This window comes from Ignavibacteriota bacterium (genome assembly GCA_016716225.1).
In the GTDB taxonomy this organism is placed as follows: Bacteria; Bacteroidota; Ignavibacteria; order Ignavibacteriales; family Melioribacteraceae.
This window is the reverse complement of record JADJWT010000001.1, coordinates 677,346-695,153: the sequence shown is the minus strand read 5'-3', so window position 1 is coordinate 695,153 and position 17,808 is coordinate 677,346. Positions and strand designations below refer to the sequence as shown.

15 protein-coding genes are annotated in these 17,808 nt (G+C 29.8%); 10 read left to right on the top strand and 5 right to left on the bottom strand.

The features are described 5' to 3' along the window. The first annotated feature begins 246 nt into the window (after window positions 1–246). Genes IPM32_02955 through fbp form a run of 3 tightly spaced genes read left to right on the top strand, consistent with a single transcriptional unit; the run spans window position 247 to window position 4,807 of the window. Window positions 247–1,992, top strand: a complete 1,746-nt coding sequence (locus tag IPM32_02955; GenBank protein MBK8944208.1) for an ABC transporter ATP-binding protein — start codon at window positions 247–249, stop codon at window positions 1,990–1,992. After that, complete coding sequence (locus IPM32_02950; GenBank protein MBK8944207.1) at window positions 1,992–3,782, top strand: ABC transporter ATP-binding protein; 1,791 nt, start codon at window positions 1,992–1,994, stop codon at window positions 3,780–3,782. Before IPM32_02955 ends, IPM32_02950 begins: the two co-directional genes overlap by 1 nt. A gap of 11 nt (window positions 3,783–3,793) precedes the next feature. Continuing rightward, a complete protein-coding gene (gene fbp, locus IPM32_02945; GenBank protein MBK8944206.1) occupies window positions 3,794–4,807 on the top strand; it encodes a class 1 fructose-bisphosphatase in 1,014 nt (337 codons plus the stop codon). Window positions 4,808–4,811: 4 nt separating this feature from the next. Here the strand turns inward: fbp and IPM32_02940 are convergent, their stop codons facing one another. Next, entirely contained in the window at window positions 4,812–5,072 is a 261-nt protein-coding gene (locus IPM32_02940) for a hypothetical protein (protein MBK8944205.1), read from the bottom strand. Between the two features lie 122 nt (window positions 5,073–5,194). On the opposite strand from IPM32_02940, the gene IPM32_02935 reads away from it, so the two are divergent. From IPM32_02935 to IPM32_02920, 4 genes are all read left to right on the top strand, one after another. Further along, on the top strand, window positions 5,195–6,220 hold the full coding sequence (locus tag IPM32_02935; protein ID MBK8944204.1) for a glycosyltransferase family 9 protein: 1,026 nt from the start codon (window positions 5,195–5,197) through the stop codon (window positions 6,218–6,220). Then, complete coding sequence (locus IPM32_02930) at window positions 6,217–7,518, top strand: 3-deoxy-D-manno-octulosonic acid transferase (protein MBK8944203.1); 1,302 nt, start codon at window positions 6,217–6,219, stop codon at window positions 7,516–7,518. Before IPM32_02935 ends, IPM32_02930 begins: the two co-directional genes overlap by 4 nt. A 91-nt stretch (window positions 7,519–7,609) precedes the next feature. Next, window positions 7,610–8,911, top strand: coding sequence for a hypothetical protein (locus tag IPM32_02925; GenBank protein MBK8944202.1), 1,302 nt, complete (start codon window positions 7,610–7,612; stop codon window positions 8,909–8,911). 92 nt (window positions 8,912–9,003) lie between these two features. Beyond that, the gene (locus IPM32_02920) at window positions 9,004–10,350 is read left to right on the top strand and encodes a saccharopine dehydrogenase NADP-binding domain-containing protein (GenBank protein ID MBK8944201.1); all 1,347 of its coding nucleotides are present in this window, start codon (window positions 9,004–9,006) and stop codon (window positions 10,348–10,350) included. 48 nt (window positions 10,351–10,398) lie between these two features. Here the strand turns inward: IPM32_02920 and IPM32_02915 are convergent, their stop codons facing one another. The 4 genes from IPM32_02915 to IPM32_02900 are packed head-to-tail and all read right to left on the bottom strand — an operon-like array spanning window position 10,399 to window position 14,027. Then, window positions 10,399–11,328 (bottom strand): hypothetical protein, encoded by a 930-nt coding sequence (locus tag IPM32_02915; GenBank protein MBK8944200.1) that lies wholly within the window; start codon window positions 11,326–11,328, stop codon window positions 10,399–10,401. 17 nt (window positions 11,329–11,345) lie between these two features. After that, complete coding sequence (locus IPM32_02910; GenBank protein MBK8944199.1) at window positions 11,346–11,819, bottom strand: chemotaxis protein CheW; 474 nt, start codon at window positions 11,817–11,819, stop codon at window positions 11,346–11,348. A gap of 32 nt (window positions 11,820–11,851) precedes the next feature. Continuing rightward, complete coding sequence (locus tag IPM32_02905; GenBank protein MBK8944198.1) at window positions 11,852–13,534, bottom strand: methyl-accepting chemotaxis protein; 1,683 nt, start codon at window positions 13,532–13,534, stop codon at window positions 11,852–11,854. Next, window positions 13,509–14,027: a PAS domain-containing protein gene (locus tag IPM32_02900; GenBank protein ID MBK8944197.1), complete on the bottom strand. Its 519-nt coding sequence runs from the start codon at window positions 14,025–14,027 to the stop codon at window positions 13,509–13,511. The genes IPM32_02905 and IPM32_02900 overlap by 26 nt, the downstream gene beginning before the upstream one ends. Before the next feature lie 341 nt (window positions 14,028–14,368). On the opposite strand from IPM32_02900, the gene IPM32_02895 reads away from it, so the two are divergent. Genes IPM32_02895 through IPM32_02885 form a run of 3 tightly spaced genes read left to right on the top strand, consistent with a single transcriptional unit; the run spans window position 14,369 to window position 17,705 of the window. After that, on the top strand, window positions 14,369–15,043 hold the full coding sequence (locus IPM32_02895; GenBank protein ID MBK8944196.1) for a succinate dehydrogenase cytochrome b subunit: 675 nt from the start codon (window positions 14,369–14,371) through the stop codon (window positions 15,041–15,043). Then, on the top strand, window positions 15,043–16,953 hold the full coding sequence (locus tag IPM32_02890; GenBank protein ID MBK8944195.1) for a fumarate reductase/succinate dehydrogenase flavoprotein subunit: 1,911 nt from the start codon (window positions 15,043–15,045) through the stop codon (window positions 16,951–16,953). The genes IPM32_02895 and IPM32_02890 overlap by 1 nt, the downstream gene beginning before the upstream one ends. Next, on the top strand, window positions 16,953–17,705 hold the full coding sequence (locus IPM32_02885; protein MBK8944194.1) for a succinate dehydrogenase/fumarate reductase iron-sulfur subunit: 753 nt from the start codon (window positions 16,953–16,955) through the stop codon (window positions 17,703–17,705). The genes IPM32_02890 and IPM32_02885 overlap by 1 nt, the downstream gene beginning before the upstream one ends. Window positions 17,706–17,808 lie beyond the last annotated feature (103 nt).

Sequence of the window (17,808 nt, the reverse complement as noted above, 5' to 3'; positions counted from 1 at the left end):
AAATTCCAAATAACAAACTTCAAATTTCAAATTCTAAAAACAAATTTTCAAACCAGTATTAAAAAGAAATATTTTTTGCTAAAGTTGAAGTTGTTGATTTCTTATTTCTGAATTGTAATTTGTTTGTGAATTGAGTTTTGTTTTTTGGATATTATTATGGAAGTTCTATAATAAATTTTACCAAACGTCTCATTATTTTTTATGATAAATTATACTTTGAAATTTTTATTGATATGAAAGTACTTTATGAAATCACTTTTAACGTTAAACAAATATTTTCTAAAATATAAATTCACACTTTTGCTGGGAATAATTTTCATATTACTTTCTAATGCAGCTCAAGTTTATATTCCAATTTTACTTAAGGAAAGTATTGATGCACTCCAGAAAAATATTAGTCATGATTTAATTTTAAAATATTCATTACTTATCGTTGGAACAGCAATTCTCGGTGGCATTTTTAGATTTTTAATTCGCACAACAATAATATTGGTTTCGCGTAAAATTGAATATGATTTGAGAAGTGATTTTTGGGCGCATATTCAAAAACTTCCAACAAGATTTTTTCAAAATAATTCAACCGGAAGCATTATGGCACATGCAACAAACGATATTAGTGCCGTAAGAATGTATATTGGTCCAGCAGTTATGTACACATTGGATAACGTTTCAAAATTTTTAATTGTTATTGTTCTGATGTTAAGTTTGAACACGTGGCTTACAATTTATGCGTTGATCCCGCTTCCGATTCTTTCATTTTTTGTTTATAAACTGAGCAAAAAAATTCATTTAAAATTTACAAGGATTCAGGAAAAGTTTAGCGAACTTACCGCAAAAGCACAAGAAAGTTTTTCCGGAATTAGAGTTGTAAAATCTTACGTTAGAGAAAAAGATGAATTAAAACAATTCACAAAATTGAGCAGCGAATATTTGCATAGAAATATGGATCAAGTAAAAATTCAAGCTTTCTTTATGCCGATTTTATTTCTCATTTCGGGAATTTCTATTATTGTAGTAATATGGCTTGGCGGCTCTATGGTTATTGATGGAAAACTTACTTTAGGTGAAATAGTTGCATTTGTTGCATATCTAAGTTTGCTGATTTGGCCGGTAATTGCATTTGGCTGGGTTACAAACTTAATTCAACAAGCCGCAGCAAGTATGAAAAGATTATTGAAAATATTTAATGAAATTGATGATGTAAAAGATTCGGAAATCAAAAATGAAATTTCTGAAATTAATGGAGAAATTGAATTTAGAAATGTTTCTTTCAAATATGGAAATCAATTACCGGAAGTTTTAAAAAATATTAGTATAAAAATTCCGGTTGGAAGTTCACTTGCAATTATTGGTCATACCGGAAGCGGGAAAACAAGTTTAATAAATTTAATTCCAAGATTGTTTGATACGACAAACGGTGAAATTTTAATTGATGGAATTAACATAAAAAATATTTCTCGAAATATTTTAAGAAAAAGTATTGGAATGGTTTCGCAAGAAACATTTTTATTCTCTGATACTTTGTTTAATAATATTGCATATGGAGTTGAAAATCCTCAGCTGGAATTTATAAATCAAATTGCTGAAATATCTCAACTCAAAAAAGATATTGATACATTTTCCAAAGGTTACGAAACAATTCTTGGAGAAAGAGGAATTACTCTTTCCGGCGGACAAAAGCAAAGAACAAGCTTATCAAGGGCTTTAGCGATCAATCCCAAAATATTAATTCTTGATGATTCATTTTCAGCGGTTGATACAAATACCGAAGAAGAAATTCTTAGCAAATTAAAAAATTATATGAATGGAAGAACAAGCATAATTATTAGTCATAGAATTTCAACAGTAAAAAATGCAGATAAAATTATTGTGTTACAGAATGGTGAAATTGTTGAAAAAGGAACTCATGATGAATTAGTTAAATTAGATGGAATTTATGCCGATCTAAATAATAAACAGTTACTTGAAGAAGAATTGAAAGAAATTGAATAATGAGTAAAGAAGAAGAAGTTGATGAAATAAAAGGGAAAGCATACGATTCGAAATTAATGAAACGTTTGCTGGCTTATGCAAAGCCGTATAAAAAGTATATTGTTGCCGGAATTCTTCTAAATATTCTTGTTGCTGGACTTGGTCCAGTTCGTCCATATTTAACAAAAATTGCAATTGATGATTCAATTGTTCATAAAGATTATCATGGACTTTTATTAATAATTTTAGTGTTATTTGCATCGTTAATATTTCAAGCGGCAATTCAATATGCACTAACGTATTTCACACAATTAATGGGACAAAAAATAATTTTTGATTTACGTGTGAAATTATTTGAACATATTCAAAAACTATCATTAAAATATTTTGATAAAACTCCTATTGGGAAAATTGTTACAAGAGTTACAAATGATGTTGAAGCTTTGAATGAATTATTTTCTTCCGGAATTGTAACTGTATTCAGTGATGTGTTTACGATTATTTGGATTTTCGGATTTATGTTTTTCATGTCGTGGGAACTTGCGCTTATTACACTTTCTGTATTACCAATATTATTTTATGCAACATTTTTATTCAGAAAAAAAGTTAGAGATGCGTACAGAAAAGAGAGAAAGCAATTATCAAAATTAAATTCTTATATGCAGGAACACATAACTGGAATGAATGTTGTCCAAATTTTCAATAGGGAAAAAGAGGAGTTTAAAAAATTTCTTTCAATCAATTCCGATTACAAAAATGCAATTATAAAATCAATTTATTACTATGCAGTTTTTTTTCCGACTGTAGAAATACTTAGTTCAATTTCTATTGCTTTAATCATTTGGTACGGCGGTGGAAGTGTAATTCAAAGCACAATGACAATTGGAATTTTATTTGCATTTATTCAATATACTGAAATGTTCTTCAGACCAATACGCGATCTTTCGGAAAAATATAATATTATGCAAACAGCAATGGCTGCATCGGAAAGAATTTTTGAAGTTTTAGATGATAAAACAATAATTGAAAATCCGGAAAATCCTAAAATCATCAATAAATTCAAGGGTGAAGTTGAATTTAAAAATGTAACTTTTGCTTACAACAGTGATGAAAATGTATTAAAAAATGTTTCGTTCAAAATTAATCCCGGTGAAACTGTTGCAATTGTTGGTGCAACCGGTGCCGGAAAGACAAGTATTATAAGTCTGCTTACAAGATTTTACGATATTGAAAAAGGTGAAATATTAATTGATGGAATTAACATCAAAGATTTAAGTAAACACGAATTAAGAAAAAAAATATCAGTTGTTTTGCAAGACGTATATCTTTTTTCCGGTGATATAAAATCAAATATCGGATTAAACTCAGAAGATATTTCCGATCAAGAAATTGAAAAAGCCGCACATATAGTTGGTGCAGATAAATTTATTGAAAAACTTCCTCAGAAATATAATCAAGAAGTGAAAGAAAAAGGCTCGTCGCTTAGTGTTGGACAAAAACAACTAATTTCATTTGCCCGAGCTTTAGCTTATGATCCACAAATTTTAATTTTAGATGAAGCAACATCAAGCGTTGATACTGAAACAGAAATTCTTATAAAAAATGCAATTGAAAAATTATTAGTCGGTAGAACATCAATAGTAATTGCACATCGACTTTCAACAATTCAAAACGCTGATAAAATAATTGTTATGCATAAAGGTGAAATTCGTGAAATGGGAACTCACCAAAATTTACTTTCACAAAAAGGAATTTACTATAAATTGTATCAGCTTCAGTACAAAGAACAAGAGCTGAAAGAATTTTCTTAAAAGGAGAATTTATGGCAATTAATTTTATGACGTTAACAAGACATATTTACGAGGGAGAAAAAAGGCATCCCGGCGCAACCGGTGAACTTTCTGATTTGCTGCACGAACTTTCTTTAGCCGCTAAAGTAATTTCTTTAGAAGTAAACAAAGCCGGTTTGGTTGATATAATTGGTTTTGCCGGGCATAATAATATTCATGGAGAAAAAGTAAAGAAATTAGATATTTTTGCTCACGAAACTTTGTTTAAAGCTATGGATCACGGCGGACACCTTTGTGTAATGGCTTCAGAGGAGGAAGAGGATATTTTACATATTCCCGATTATCACAGCAAGGGAAAATATGTTTTACTTTTTGATCCGCTTGACGGTTCTTCAAATATTGATGTTAACGTGAGTATTGGAACAATTTTTTCAATTTATAAAAGAGTTACTATAGATGATGGTTCGGGCGGAACATTGGAAGATTGCTTACAGCCAGGATTGAAGCAAGTTGCAGCTGGCTATATTGTTTATGGTTCAAGCACAATTTTCGTCTATACGGTTGGAGATGGAGTTCACGGTTTTACACTTGATCCAGCTTTCGGTGAATTTTTACTTTCCCACAGAAATATTAAAATTCCCGAGAAAGCAAATATTTACAGCATCAATGAAGGAAATTATAAATACTGGCATCCGGGTTTGAAGAAATATATTAAATATATTCAAGATGCTGATAATAGAGGACGAAAGCCATATTCCGCAAGATATATTGGATCAATGGTTGCGGATATTCATCGAAATATGTTATATGGTGGAATTTTTATTTATCCGGCTGATAATTTAAATCCAGATGGAAAATTAAGATTAATGTATGAATGTAATCCTATGGCTTTTATTATTGAACAAGCCGGCGGAAGAGCAATTGACGGATCAAGAAGAATTTTAGAAATTCAGCCAACAAATTTACATCAGCGTGTTCCAATTTATATAGGAAGCAAAGATGCAGTTGATAAAGCTGAGGAATTTTTAAAAGCTGAAAATCAATAAATTATTATATTGATGCTAATTTTTCTTCAATTAATTTTGCAAGTTCAACTTTGTTAATACCTTTTAACGTAAGTTTATTATTTCTTACGGTTATAAATGGTTCATCACCTTGCCCTTTCAAATAATTAAGCAATGCAAATGAAAGTCGGTTTCTATCATTCATTATAGGAATGTACTGCTCAAGAGAATCTACTAAACTATATACTTTTTTTTCCATCGAATCTTCTGAAAAAAGTTTAACTTTTGGCGGAGGTAATGTTGACATTTAATTTTCCTAATTTCTTCAAAATTATACTGAAAAATATAGATAAATAAATAATATCACAATATCTGTTTAGCAAGCTTAAATCTAATTGCTTAAATTTCTTTCAACAAAAATTGTTTACTGTGAATTTAGGTAAAATTAATAAAATCTTAATAATTAGATTAAGCTCTCTCGGCGATATATTATTAACTTCGCCATTAATTCGTTCGCTTAATAATCAATTTCCAAATTTGAAAATAGATTTTTTATTGCGTGAAGAATATAAAGATGCAGTAATTTTTAATCCAAATCTCAATTCAGTAATTTCATTAAACAGAAAAGATAATTCATTAACAGTCATTTCGAGGGAATTTTTAACTGCGAAATCAAAAAATAAAGTCGTAAATCTTTCTTCTCAAAATTATGATTTGGTAATTGATCTTCAGAATAATTTAAGAAGCAGAAAATTATCTAAAGGAATTTCTAAAGAAATTTTGAGATTTAAAAAACCATCGATTGAGAAATTTTTATTGGTAAAATTTAAATGGAATCTTTTTAAAGAAATAATTCCAATTCCGGTTAGATATGCAAATACAATTCCCAATTTTAACTTAGATGAAAAAGGTTTGGAAATTTTTATTGGGAAAAGTGAACAAATTAAAATTGATGAAAATATAATTGGTTTTTGTCCAGGTTCCCGACATAAAACAAAAATGTGGAAAGAAGAATATTTTGTAGAATTGGGAAATATGTTTTCCAATTTCGAAAAAACAATTTTACTTTTTGGCGGAAAAGATGATAAGGAAATTTGCGAAAAAATATCTAATAAAATTCCTAATTCAGTAAACTTATCAAACGATGATGAATTATTGAAAACTGCTGAAGTAATGAAAAAATGTAAAGTTGTAATTTGTAATGATTCCGGTTTAATGCATTTGGCATTGGCTGTAAATATTCCAGTAATTGCAATTTTTGGTTCAACTGTTAAAGAATTTGGTTTTGCACCTTATAAAGGAAAAAGTTTAGTTTTGGAAAATAATTCGTTATCTTGTAGACCATGCAGTCATATTGGGTTGGCGGAATGTCCGCAAAAACATTTTAAATGCATGCTTGATATAACTCCGCAATTTGTATTTCAAAAAACTTCGGAATTTATAAAAAATATATGAAAACATTTTGGTTTTACTTTTACAACTTTCTCATTCTGCCGTTTTTAAAAATTTCATTATACTTCTTAAGTTTGTTCAATAAAAAAATTAGAGAAGGAATAAAAGGAAGGCATCGACTTTTTGAAAAATTAATAATTAACTTGACCGAAATTGACCGAAGCAAAAAAATCATTTGGATTCATTCTTCATCGATGGGTGAGTTTGAACAAGCAAAACCAATAATTGAAAAAATAAAAAGTACATCAAATGTAAATATTTTAGTAACTTTTTTTTCTCCCTCCGGATATAATAATTCTTTAAAATATCCTCATTCAGATATTATTTCTTACATCCCTTTTGATTCGTTCAGCAATGCAAAAAGATTTGTAAGTTTAGTAAAACCTTCCGCAGTATTATTTATGAGATATGATTTCTGGCCTAATTTTATTTGGGTTTTAAGCAAATATAAAGTTGCAACTTTTATTGTTGATGCAACAATGAGTAAAACTTCAAAAAGAAAATTACCCGTGGCAATTAGTTTTCATAAAGTTTTATTTAAAGATTTTTTGAAAATTCTTACAATTAGTGAAAAGGATAAACAAAATTTTATTGAATTTAATATTCCCGAAGAAAAATTAGCTGTTGTTGGTGATACAAGATTTGACCGAGTTTATCAAAAAAGTATTAATGCAAAAAGTAAGGATTTGTTCAGACTAGATATTTTTAAAGGCAAAAAAGTTATCGCGTTAGGAAGTTCCTGGGAATCGGACGAAGAAGTAATATTTCCGGCAATATTAAAATTGTTAAAGTATGATAAAAATGTTGTCACAATTGTTGTTCCGCATGAACCTTCCATACAACGACTTGAAGCTTTAGAATACACTTTTAGAGAAATTCCAACAATAAGATTTTCATATAAAAATAATTATAAAGATGAATCAATAATTTTGGTTGATTCTATCGGAGTTTTGCTAACACTTTATCGTTATGCAGATTTAGCTTATGTTGGCGGAAGTTTTAAACAAGGAATTCACAATGTTTTAGAACCCGCTGTTTATGGAATTCCCGTAATTTTTGGTCCAAAAAATAAGAATAGTCAAGAAGCAAGAAAAATGTTAAAACTCGGTTGTGGAATTGAAATTAAAGATAGAATTGAAGCTTATAAAGTTTTTAGAGAATTACTAATTAATGATGAAAAAAGAAAAAATATTGGTGAAATTTCAAAAAATTATGTCGAAAAAAATATTGGCGCAACTGAAAAAATTATTTATGAATTAATAAAAGTGAACATTGTTAAGAGTCAAAAACAATCAATGTAGTGATTGATTAAAATCACCCGAATTTTTTAATCAACTTTCTTTTCTATATTTTTAATGTTCTTAAATTTTGTTTTTATTGGGGAACATTACAATGAAAATCGGTATTCGCAGAGAAACACAATATCCATCGGAAAGAAGATCACCACTTACACCGGATCATGTAAAAAAATTAACTGAAGAGAATTGTGAAATTTATGTTGAACCAGCTGAGCAGCGTATTTTCACGTCGAATGACTATTTAAATTCCGGAGCAAAAATTTCAAACGATTTATCAAACTGCGATATAATTTTCGGAGTAAAAGAAGTTCCCGTTCAAGATTTAATTTCAGATAAAACATACGTTTTCTTTTCTCACACAATTAAAGCGCAAACCTATAACATGGCAATGCTTAAAGCAATTTTGGAAAAAAATATTACTTTAATTGATTATGAACTTGTAAAAAATGAAAAAGGTTTTAGACAAATATTTTTTGGGAATTATGCCGGATATGCCGGAATGATAAATTCACTTTGGCTCTTAGGCCAAAGATTTTTGCTCGAAGGAATTGAAACTCCGCTTTCAAAAATTAAACAAGCACTAAATTATGAAAATCTGAAAAGTGCCGAAGAAGCAATAAAATCAATAGGAAAAGAAATCTCAGAAATTGGTTTGCCTCAAGAAATTACTCCTTTAATCACCGGATTTTCCGGTTATGGAAATGTTTCAAAAGGTGCACAAAATGTTTTTAATCTGCTTCCGGTTGTTGAAATAAAACCGAATGAATTGGAAAATTTTATTAAAAATAAGGAATTCTCGAATAAGGTAGTTTACAAAGTTGAATTCAGAGAAAAAGATATGTACAAACATATTTCACAAAATGAATTTAATTTTGAACACTTTGTAAAAAATCCAAATGAATATGAAAGTATTTTTTCAAAATATATTCCAAACTTAACTTTGCTGATCAACGGAATTTATTGGGAAAATAAATTTCCCAAACATGTTACAAAAAAGTTTATGAAGGAATTATATAAATCTGAAAAAAATCATAAACTAAAAGTAATTGGTGATATAAGCTGCGATATTGAAGGCTCAATAGAAATTACAGTGAAAAATACTGATTCAAAAAATCCAACTTTTGTTTATGAACCGCTGACTAATAATGTTATAGACGGAATTGAAGGAAACGGTCCGGTAGTTTTAGCTGTTGATAAACTTCCGGCAGAATTGCCAATAGAATCATCCCAATTTTTTGGGAATTCACTTTTGCCTTTTGTAAAAAATATTGCAAACACAGATTATTCAAAATGTTATAATGAATTAGAAATTTCAAAAGAAATTAAAAATGCAATAATTGCACACAAAGGAAAGCTTACACCGCAATTTGAATATCTTTACAAATATTTATCATAAAATTGAATTTGTAATAAAATCTATATTCTATAGGTTTACTAAATAAAAAAAGTTTTTTACAAATTTGCTTAAATTTTCTCTAAGGTTTTACCATGAAAAAAGTTCTTATTCTCGGTGCAGGACAAAGCGCACCTTTTCTAATTCAATATCTTCTTACAGAAGCAGAAAAAAATAATTGGTTTGTTACAGTTTGTGATCGTGATGTAAAACTTGCTGAAAGATCTGTAAATAATCATCCAAACGGAAATGCAATTGATTTTGATGTAAACGATGAAATTCAAAGAGAAAATCAAATTAAAAATTGTGATATTGTTGTAAATTTTTTAGCTCCGATGTTTCAATTTTTAATTGCAACCGAATGTGTGAAATTTAAAAAACATATGGTTACCGCTTCATATGAAAATCCAAAAGTTGCTGAATTGAATAGTGCAGCAGTGGAAAATGATATACTGATATTGAACGAAATGGGTTTAGATCCCGGAATTGATAATATGTCGGCAATGAAAATTTTAACCGCGATTAGAGAAAAAGATGGCGAAATAAAAAGTTTTATTTCGTACGGAAGTGCATTACCGGCTCCGGAAGTAAAATCAAATCCGCTAAATTATTGTATTACTTGGAATCCGGCAAATGTTGTAACAGCCGGAGAAGCCGGTGCTCAATATTTAGAAAATGGTAAAATGAAAATTCTTCCTTATCATCAAGTATTTAATAGAACTTGGAATGTTGAAATTGAAAATCTGGGAAAATTCGAAGCTTATCCAAACAGAGATTCATTACTCTATCAAAAAGTTTTTAAACTTGAAAATTCTCAAACGGTAATTAGAGGAACATTGAGAAATCCCGGTTGGGCTGAAACTTGGATTCAGTTAATTAAATTAGGATTAACACAAGGAACTTTATTATTACCAGAAGTTGAAAATTTATCTTATAGAGATTTTACCGAAATGTATTTACCTCAAAATATTTCCGGAACAAATTTGGAATTAAAAATTGCAAATTATTTGGGTATCAATCCAACCGGAATTATTATGAAAAATTTGGAATTTCTTGGTCTTTTCAGCAATGAAAAAATTGGTAGCAATTTTAAAAATTCAGTTGAATTAATGACTGAATTAATCAAACGAAAATTACCTTTACCAAAAGGTGAAAGAGATATGGTTATTCTTCATCATGAAATTGAAGCTGAATATCCAAATAATAAAAAAGAAAAAATAATTTCTACATTGGTTGATTATGGTGATCCAAAAAATAATATGACTGCGATTGCAAAAACTGTAGGAGCTCCAGCGGCTATTGCCGTTAAATTACTTTTACAAAATGAATTAAAATTGAAAGGATGTCATATTCCAACTCACCCAGAAATTTATCCAAAAATTTTGAATGAATTAAAAATGTTAAATTTAGAATTTTGTGAAAAAAGATTTGAAATAAATTAAAAGCGCAAAACTAATTTTAATTTACAAAAGTGATTAAATCAAAGCGTATTAAGCAACGTTACGTTTTTGTTCAATAAAAGAAATTAATTCATTAAAATTATTTTTTTCTTCGTCAGTTAATTTATTTTGTACAGTTTCAAAAGCAATTTTTAACCATCGAGTGTTTAATAATTTTACAACATCAGGAAGTTCCACTTGTTTATCTGATTCAAGTTCTTGATTGCTTTCATCAATACTTAAAATTAATCCGGATAAATAAACGGTTGATTTTATATTAAGAATATTTTCAATTTTATTATTGTTTGCAATTGAAATTAAATTATCATAAAGTTCTTCATTATTTATTGCAATTGCAATTGCCGCTTCACCGGCTTTGATCATTTCACTTCTTTTTTGAAAAAGTTTCAAATCGGAATCTGTTGCAATATCTAAAAGTTCATTTATTGCATTTTGCTTTTTATTTGGATTTTCTTCAGCATATCTTATAAGATTTTCAATGGCAACATCAACAGTGTGAGTTAAAGAGTTTTTTGCTTTTTGAACTATCTCAGAATTTGTACCAACTCCACCTTTTGCTTCTTTAGCAACTTCTTTAATTCTTCCTTCACTAATTAATTGATCAAGTTCTTGGAATGTAATTTGTTTTATGTGAACACCAATTTCTTTCCAGCCACGGGCTCTAAGTTTTTGTTTTTTGTGTTCTTTCTTTTCATCAATAAAATCAATAACAGATTGATCTTTTATAATCACCGGAATATCATTGTAAGCAAATTTTTCTAAAACTTGTGCGTAGAATTGTTTCTTAACTTTAAATGAAACTAAAACATCTTCACCAATTTTACCGGTTTTATATTTCATTGCGGTAAAATCTTTGTTCTTGTCCTTTAAAAAATCTAGAATAGATTTAATAATAGATTGGTCTTTTTCCTTAATTAAAATTGTAATTGTTTTTATGTTATCATCTGAATTAAAGAACATTGATTCCGCCTTAATTTCTATAAAGAATTCATTTCTGATGTTGACAGTACCTTTGTTAAATCAAGCAAAATTATTAAGCGATCTTCTAATTTCCCAATTGCTGTTATGTAATCTGAATCTACGCCTGTAACAATTTCCGGAGGAGCTTCGGTAATACTTTTTGGAATTCTTAATACTTCTTTCACTTCATCAACAATAAATCCAATAGTCTTATCTTCAATTTCAACAACAATTATTCTTGTTTCGGAATTGTACTCTTTTACCTGTAAGCCAAGTCTTGATCTTAAATTTAAAACTGGAATTATTCTTCCTCTAAGATTTACAACTCCTTCAACAAAATTTGGAGTGTTTGGTACAACAGTTAATTCCATCATTTTATTAATTTCTTGAACTCGTAGAATATCAACTCCAAATTCAGCGTCTCCAATTTTAAAGCTTACAAGCTGCAGCAATTCGTCGGTTATTATTGTTGTATTTGCTGTTTTTTCCATTTTAAATCCCCAATTAATTTTTCAAATATTTCTTAATGAACTTCAGCGTGTTCATATATTTTATGATGCTTCTTTAATGCAAATTTTTCATTATACGAATGCTGCTTTTTAATTTTGAATTTGCTAATCAATTCTTGCAAATTTCCGGTCATATTGTTTAAATCATCGGCAGCTCTTGCAGTTTGTTGAATTCCCAATAAAGTTTCGGAAATAACATTATTTACGGCTTCTATATTTTTTGCAATTTGTCCGGATGTTAAAGACTGTTCTTCGCTTGCAGTTGCAACTTGATTAATTTCATCTACAACATTATTTGTTGTGTTTACAATATCTAAAATTGCTTTTCCAGCACTTTCCGCTAAACTAATTCCGGATTCAACTTCTTTATTTCCATCATTTATTGATTTAACAACAGTTGTTGTTGCTGTTTGAATTTGTTGAATCATTGAAGCAATTTCTTCTGTAGATTTTGAAGTTCTTTCTGCTAATTTTCTAACTTCATCGGCAACTACTGCAAAACCTCTTCCGTGCTCGCCGGCTCTTGCTGCTTCTATTGCGGCATTAAGGGCAAGTAAATTTGTCTGATCAGCAATTTCATCAATTACTTTTATTATTTCACCAATTTTATCGCTGTCTTTTCCTAATCCAACAACTTTTGATGAAGCTTGTGAAACTATGTTTGCAATTTGTCCCATTGCATTTACTGCTTTGCTAACAACATCGCTTCCTTCTTGAGCTAAGAATCCAGCATTTCTTGCAGATTCAGCTGCGGTAGAAGTGTTCTTGGTTGTTTCTGTAACTGTTTTAATCATTTCATCAACTGCAGATGTAATATCATTTGTTTGTCGGCTTTGCTCTTCCGAAGCAGCAGCCATTTCTTCAATTGCCGCAGCAATTTGTGTACTTGCATTTATTGTTGAATTTACTGCTTCATTTAAATGTTCAATCATTTGATGAATATTGCTTACAGAATTATTAAAACCGGTAAATAATCTACCCATAAGTTCGGTTTCGTTATCAACTTTTAATTGTTCAGTTAAATCACCTTTTGAGAATTTATCCATCGCTCCCAAAAGTTCAGAAGCTTTTTCTTCAATTTCTTTCTTTTCTCTAATAAGTGTCTGGGTATACTTTCTTAAAAGTGAATCAGCTTCATTTAATCTTATAGAAAACGATCCTTTTAAACCTTTAGTTAAAACGGGTCTAAAATATTTTTTCTGGGAAACATAGTTTATTGAAGTCAACAATTCTTTAACCAAAGCTTCAAATTGATCTGTTGCATCATTCAAATCCCAGCAGATTTTTCCGAATTCATCTTTTTGTTTAATATTTGTAATTCTTTCCGAAAGATTTCCGTTCCGTAGATATCTAATTTGCTGTTCAATAACCGAAACCGTATTAACGATATAATTAATGATTTGATTAGCAATTAAAAGCAGAACTACCGAAAGTACAACTAAACTTCCCCAAAAAATTATTGAAATAATTGGTGATGTAGATTTTAATTCTTCAATTTTTTCAGTGGAATATTCTTGATTTCCTTTTACAACTTGTTCATAATAATTGCATAAAGCATCACTTTTATGATTCAATTCATTAAATCTGAATAATAAAACTATAGTTGATAAAATCATCAGCGCACCAATTATAAATGCGCGGTTATAAATCATACTTTTTACGGAAGTAAACTTATAAACTGAAAATAAATTCTTCATAGGTTTTGCCTTCATCTTTTAACATTTTATTGAGTAATTTTTCTGAAGCTAATAATCCTTCTTTTGAACCAAATTTTTTTTCTTCCGAAAGTAATTGACCATAAATTTTTTTTACTTTTTCTAATTTTTTTGCATCTGGTTTTCTTCTTACTGAATAATATCCTTGAATTAATCCTCTATCATCAATAACCGGTGTAACATTTGCATCAACCCAATAATATGAACCGTCTTTTGCCATGTTTTTTACATAAGCATTAATTTCCTTTTTCTCTTGAAGTGTATCCCACAACAATTTAAAAATACATCTTGGCATATCTGGGTGACGTACAATATTATGTTGTTGTCCAAGCAATTCTTGTTCTTCATATTTTGCGAATTCCATAAAAATACGGTTACAATAATTAATTACACCTTTTGTATCAGTTTTAGAGACAATAAAATCATCATCTCGCATTAACATCTCTACTTCAGTTGGTTGAATTTTTGGTCGCATTTCAACTCCATTAGGCAATCGTTTGTGTAAATTTTCGAATTTTTTATAATGACATTTTTCTAAATAAAATTATCGCAACAAAAATTGCATAGTTTAGAAATTTTTAGTCCGATTTGCTAAAATTGCGCAGATTTGGAATTATTTGAAGTATCTTGATAAAACATAAATTAGAATTAAACGAAATAAAAATATTTATTATGTAAATCCTTATTTGAATATAACAAGGCTTTAAATTATCTTTATACACTAAATTATACTATTAGGTCTGTTTTGAATCCATTCAAAAATATTGAACTACTAATAAAATTTAATAAAATCAATTTGCACTTAGGAGGTAATTAATGAGCTGGCTTTTGGAACGCTTAAATTCTTCCATTGGAAAAAAAATTATTATGGCAATTACGGGATTATCGCTTTTATTTTTTCTCGTTGTTCACCTCATTAATAATTTATTACTTTTCGCTGGACCAGAAATTTTTAACAGTAATGTTGAACAGCTTGAATCAATCAAACCATTGATAAGAATTGTTGAAATTATTTTGCTTGCAATTTTTGTTCTTCATATTTACAATGCATTAAAATTATATTTTGAAAATAAAAAAGCTAAACCGCATAAGTACGCAATTGATGCTTCATCTCAAAACAGCACTTTTTATTCAAGATATATGACAGTTTCTGGAATAATAATATTGGTTTTTCTCATAATTCATCTTGCAACATTTTGGAGAACATTTAATTTTGAAGCTCATCAGTTAAATGTAGAATTTCCATTTTATGTAATTGTTCAAGAAGCATTTGCAAATCCGATAATTTCAATTTTTTATTTTATCGTAATGATATTTTTAGGAATTCACTTAAATCATGCATTTCAAAGTGCGTTTCAAACATTCGGATTGCGACATACAAAATTCACATCAATGGTTGAAAGATTAGGAACTTTTATTGCAATCGTAATTACAATTGGTTTTGCATCAATTCCGGTATTTTTTTACATAGCTTCTCTGGGAGGTAAATAATGATAAAGTTAAATTCAAAAATTCCCGAAGGACATATTTCAGAAAAATGGACAAATCATAAGTTTAATATGAAACTTGTGAATCCCGCAAATAAAAGAAAATACGAAGTTATAGTTGTTGGAACCGGATTAGCCGGAGCATCTGCCGCTGCAACTTTAGGAGAATTAGGATATAAAGTTAAAACTTTTACTTATCATGATTCTTCGAGAAGAGCACACTCTATTGCTGCTCAAGGCGGAATTAATGCTGCAAAAAGTTATCAGAATGATGGAGACTCAATTTATAGATTATTTTATGATACCGTAAAAGGCGGAGATTTTCGTTCACGTGAAGCAAACGTTCATAGATTAGCTGAAGTTAGCAATGATATTATTGATCAATGTGTTGCACAAGGAGTTCCGTTTGCAAGAGAATATGGCGGAACTTTAGCAAATAGATCTTTCGGCGGTGCTCAAGTTTCAAGAACTTTTTATGCAAGAGGTGAAACGGGTCAGCAATTATTACTTGGGGCTTACAGCTCTTTAAATCGCCAAATTCATGACGGAAATGTTGAAATGTTTCACCGCAGAGAAATGTTGGATATAGTAATTGTTGATGGAAAAGCAAAAGGAATAGTAGTAAGAAATTTAATTTCCGGAGAAATAGAAAGTTATTCTGCACAAGCAGTAATTTTGGCAACCGGCGGATATTCAAATGTTTTCTTCCTTTCAACAAGTGCAATGAATTGCAATGCAACAGCAATTTGGCGCGCACATAAAAAAGGCGCACTTTTTGCAAATCCATGTTTTACACAAATTCATCCAACTGCATTGCCGCTTCATGGAGAAGGACAATCAAAATTAGTTTTGATGAGTGAAAGTTTGAGAAATGACGGTAGAGTTTGGGTTCCAAAAAAAGTTGGAGAAAATAGAAGTCCGGATAATATTCCGGAAGACGAAAGAGATTATTATCTTGAAAGAAGATATCCTTCATTTGGAAATTTAGCACCGAGAGATGTTTCTTCAAGAAGTGCAAAATACGTTTGCGATGAAGGAAGAGGAGTTAATGGCGGACGTTCTGTTTATTTAGATTTTGCAGATGCAATTAAACGAATTGGAATTGATAAAGTTAAAGAAAAATACGGCAATCTTTTTGAAATGTACGAAAATATTACCGGAGAAAATCCTTATAAAGTGCCAATGCAAATTTATCCAGCACCTCATTACACAATGGGCGGGCTTTGGGTTGATTATAATTTAATGAGTACAATTGACGGATTATTTATTCTCGGCGAAGCTAATTTTTCTGATCACGGCGCAAACCGACTTGGCGCAAGTGCTTTGATGCAAGGTTTGGCTGATGGTTATTTTGTAATTCCATATACTTTAAGCAATTATTTTGCAAGTGAAAAACCAGAAAAAGTATCTTCAGAAAAAAGTGAATTTAAAGAAGTTGAAAAGAAAGTTAAAGATGAAATAAGTAAACTTCTTTCAATAAATGGAAAGCAAACCGTTGATGATATTCACAGAAAATTAGGTGAATTATTAATTGCAGATGTCGGAATGTCTAGAGAAAAACCAAAATTAGAAAAAGTAATAAAATCAATTAGTGATTTAAGAGAAGAATTTTGGAAAGATGTAAAAGTTGTTGGAAAAGGTGAAGATTTAAATCAAACTTTGGAAAGAGCCGGGAGAGTTGCAGATTTTCTTGAACTTGGGGAATTAATGGCAATTGATTCTTTAGACAGAAATGAATCATGTGGTGCTCATTTTAGAGAAGAATATCAAACCGAAGACGGCGAAGCTGTAAGAAACGATGAAGAATATGCATACGTTGCCGCTTGGGAATATGAAAATGCCGGAAAGTGGAATCTTCACAAAGAAGAATTAAATTTTGAATATGTTAAATTAGCTACAAGGAGTTACAAATAATGTCACATTCGAATATTAATTTAACATTAAAAATTTGGCGTCAACAAACAGAAAACTCAAAGGGAAATTTTGAAGAATTTAAAGTTTCAGTTTCACCTCATGCATCAATTTTGGAAATGTTAGATGATCTAAATAATCGTTTAGAAAAAGAAGGAAAAATTCCTGTTGCATTTGAGAGTGATTGCCGTGAAGGAATTTGCGGAACTTGCGGATTAGTGGTTAATGGACATCCGCATGGACCATTACCCAAAACTGCAACATGCCAGTTGCATATGAGAAATTTTAAAGATGGTGATACTGTTTTCATTGAACCGTTTAGAGCAAATGCATTTAAAATAATTAGAGATTTAATTGTTGATAGAAGCGGTTTTGATAAAATTCAGCAAGCTGGAGGTTATACTTCATTCAATACTGGAAGTGCTCCAGATGCAAATGCAATTTTAATATCTAAAGAAATAGCTTCTTTAGCATTAGATGCAGCCGAGTGTATCGGATGCGGAGCTTGCGTTGCAGCTTGTAAAAATTCTTCTGCAATGTTATTTGTCGGTGCAAAAGTTTCTCAATTTGCTTTGCTTCCTCAAGGACAGCCGGAAAGATATGAAAGAGTTGAAGCAATGGTTGCGGCAATGGATGAAGCCGGATTTGGAAGCTGTACAAATACTTACGCTTGCGAAGCCGAATGTCCCAAAGGAATTTCCGTATCAAATATTGCAAGAATGAATAGAGATTTTATTAAATCAATTTTTGTTTAGGTTTACAAAATTTCAAATTTGGGGGAATTAAAAAATTAGATTTTAATATTCTTTGAAAGAATTTTAAAAAAGTGATATAAGTCACAATTGGTATATTATTATA

Excerpts from the sequence above, each read along its gene's own strand:
- IPM32_02885 (MBK8944194.1), top strand. The coding sequence starts at position 16,953 with ATGTCACATTCGAATATTAATTTAACATTAAAAATTTGGCGTCAACAA.
- fbp (MBK8944206.1), top strand. The coding sequence starts at position 3,794 with ATGGCAATTAATTTTATGACGTTAACAAGACATATTTACGAGGGAGAA.
- IPM32_02905 (MBK8944198.1), bottom strand. The coding sequence starts at position 13,534 with ATGAAGAATTTATTTTCAGTTTATAAGTTTACTTCCGTAAAAAGTATG.
- IPM32_02920 (MBK8944201.1), top strand. The coding sequence starts at position 9,004 with ATGAAAAAAGTTCTTATTCTCGGTGCAGGACAAAGCGCACCTTTTCTA.
- IPM32_02940 (MBK8944205.1), bottom strand. The coding sequence starts at position 5,072 with ATGTCAACATTACCTCCGCCAAAAGTTAAACTTTTTTCAGAAGATTCG.
- IPM32_02895 (MBK8944196.1), top strand. The coding sequence starts at position 14,369 with ATGAGCTGGCTTTTGGAACGCTTAAATTCTTCCATTGGAAAAAAAATT.
- IPM32_02930 (MBK8944203.1), top strand. The coding sequence starts at position 6,217 with ATGAAAACATTTTGGTTTTACTTTTACAACTTTCTCATTCTGCCGTTT.
- IPM32_02890 (MBK8944195.1), top strand. The coding sequence starts at position 15,043 with ATGATAAAGTTAAATTCAAAAATTCCCGAAGGACATATTTCAGAAAAA.
- IPM32_02910 (MBK8944199.1), bottom strand. The coding sequence starts at position 11,819 with ATGGAAAAAACAGCAAATACAACAATAATAACCGACGAATTGCTGCAG.
- IPM32_02900 (MBK8944197.1), bottom strand. The coding sequence starts at position 14,027 with ATGCGACCAAAAATTCAACCAACTGAAGTAGAGATGTTAATGCGAGAT.
- IPM32_02950 (MBK8944207.1), top strand. The coding sequence starts at position 1,992 with ATGAGTAAAGAAGAAGAAGTTGATGAAATAAAAGGGAAAGCATACGAT.
- IPM32_02915 (MBK8944200.1), bottom strand. The coding sequence starts at position 11,328 with ATGTTCTTTAATTCAGATGATAACATAAAAACAATTACAATTTTAATT.
- IPM32_02955 (MBK8944208.1), top strand. The coding sequence starts at position 247 with ATGAAATCACTTTTAACGTTAAACAAATATTTTCTAAAATATAAATTC.
- IPM32_02925 (MBK8944202.1), top strand. The coding sequence starts at position 7,610 with ATGAAAATCGGTATTCGCAGAGAAACACAATATCCATCGGAAAGAAGA.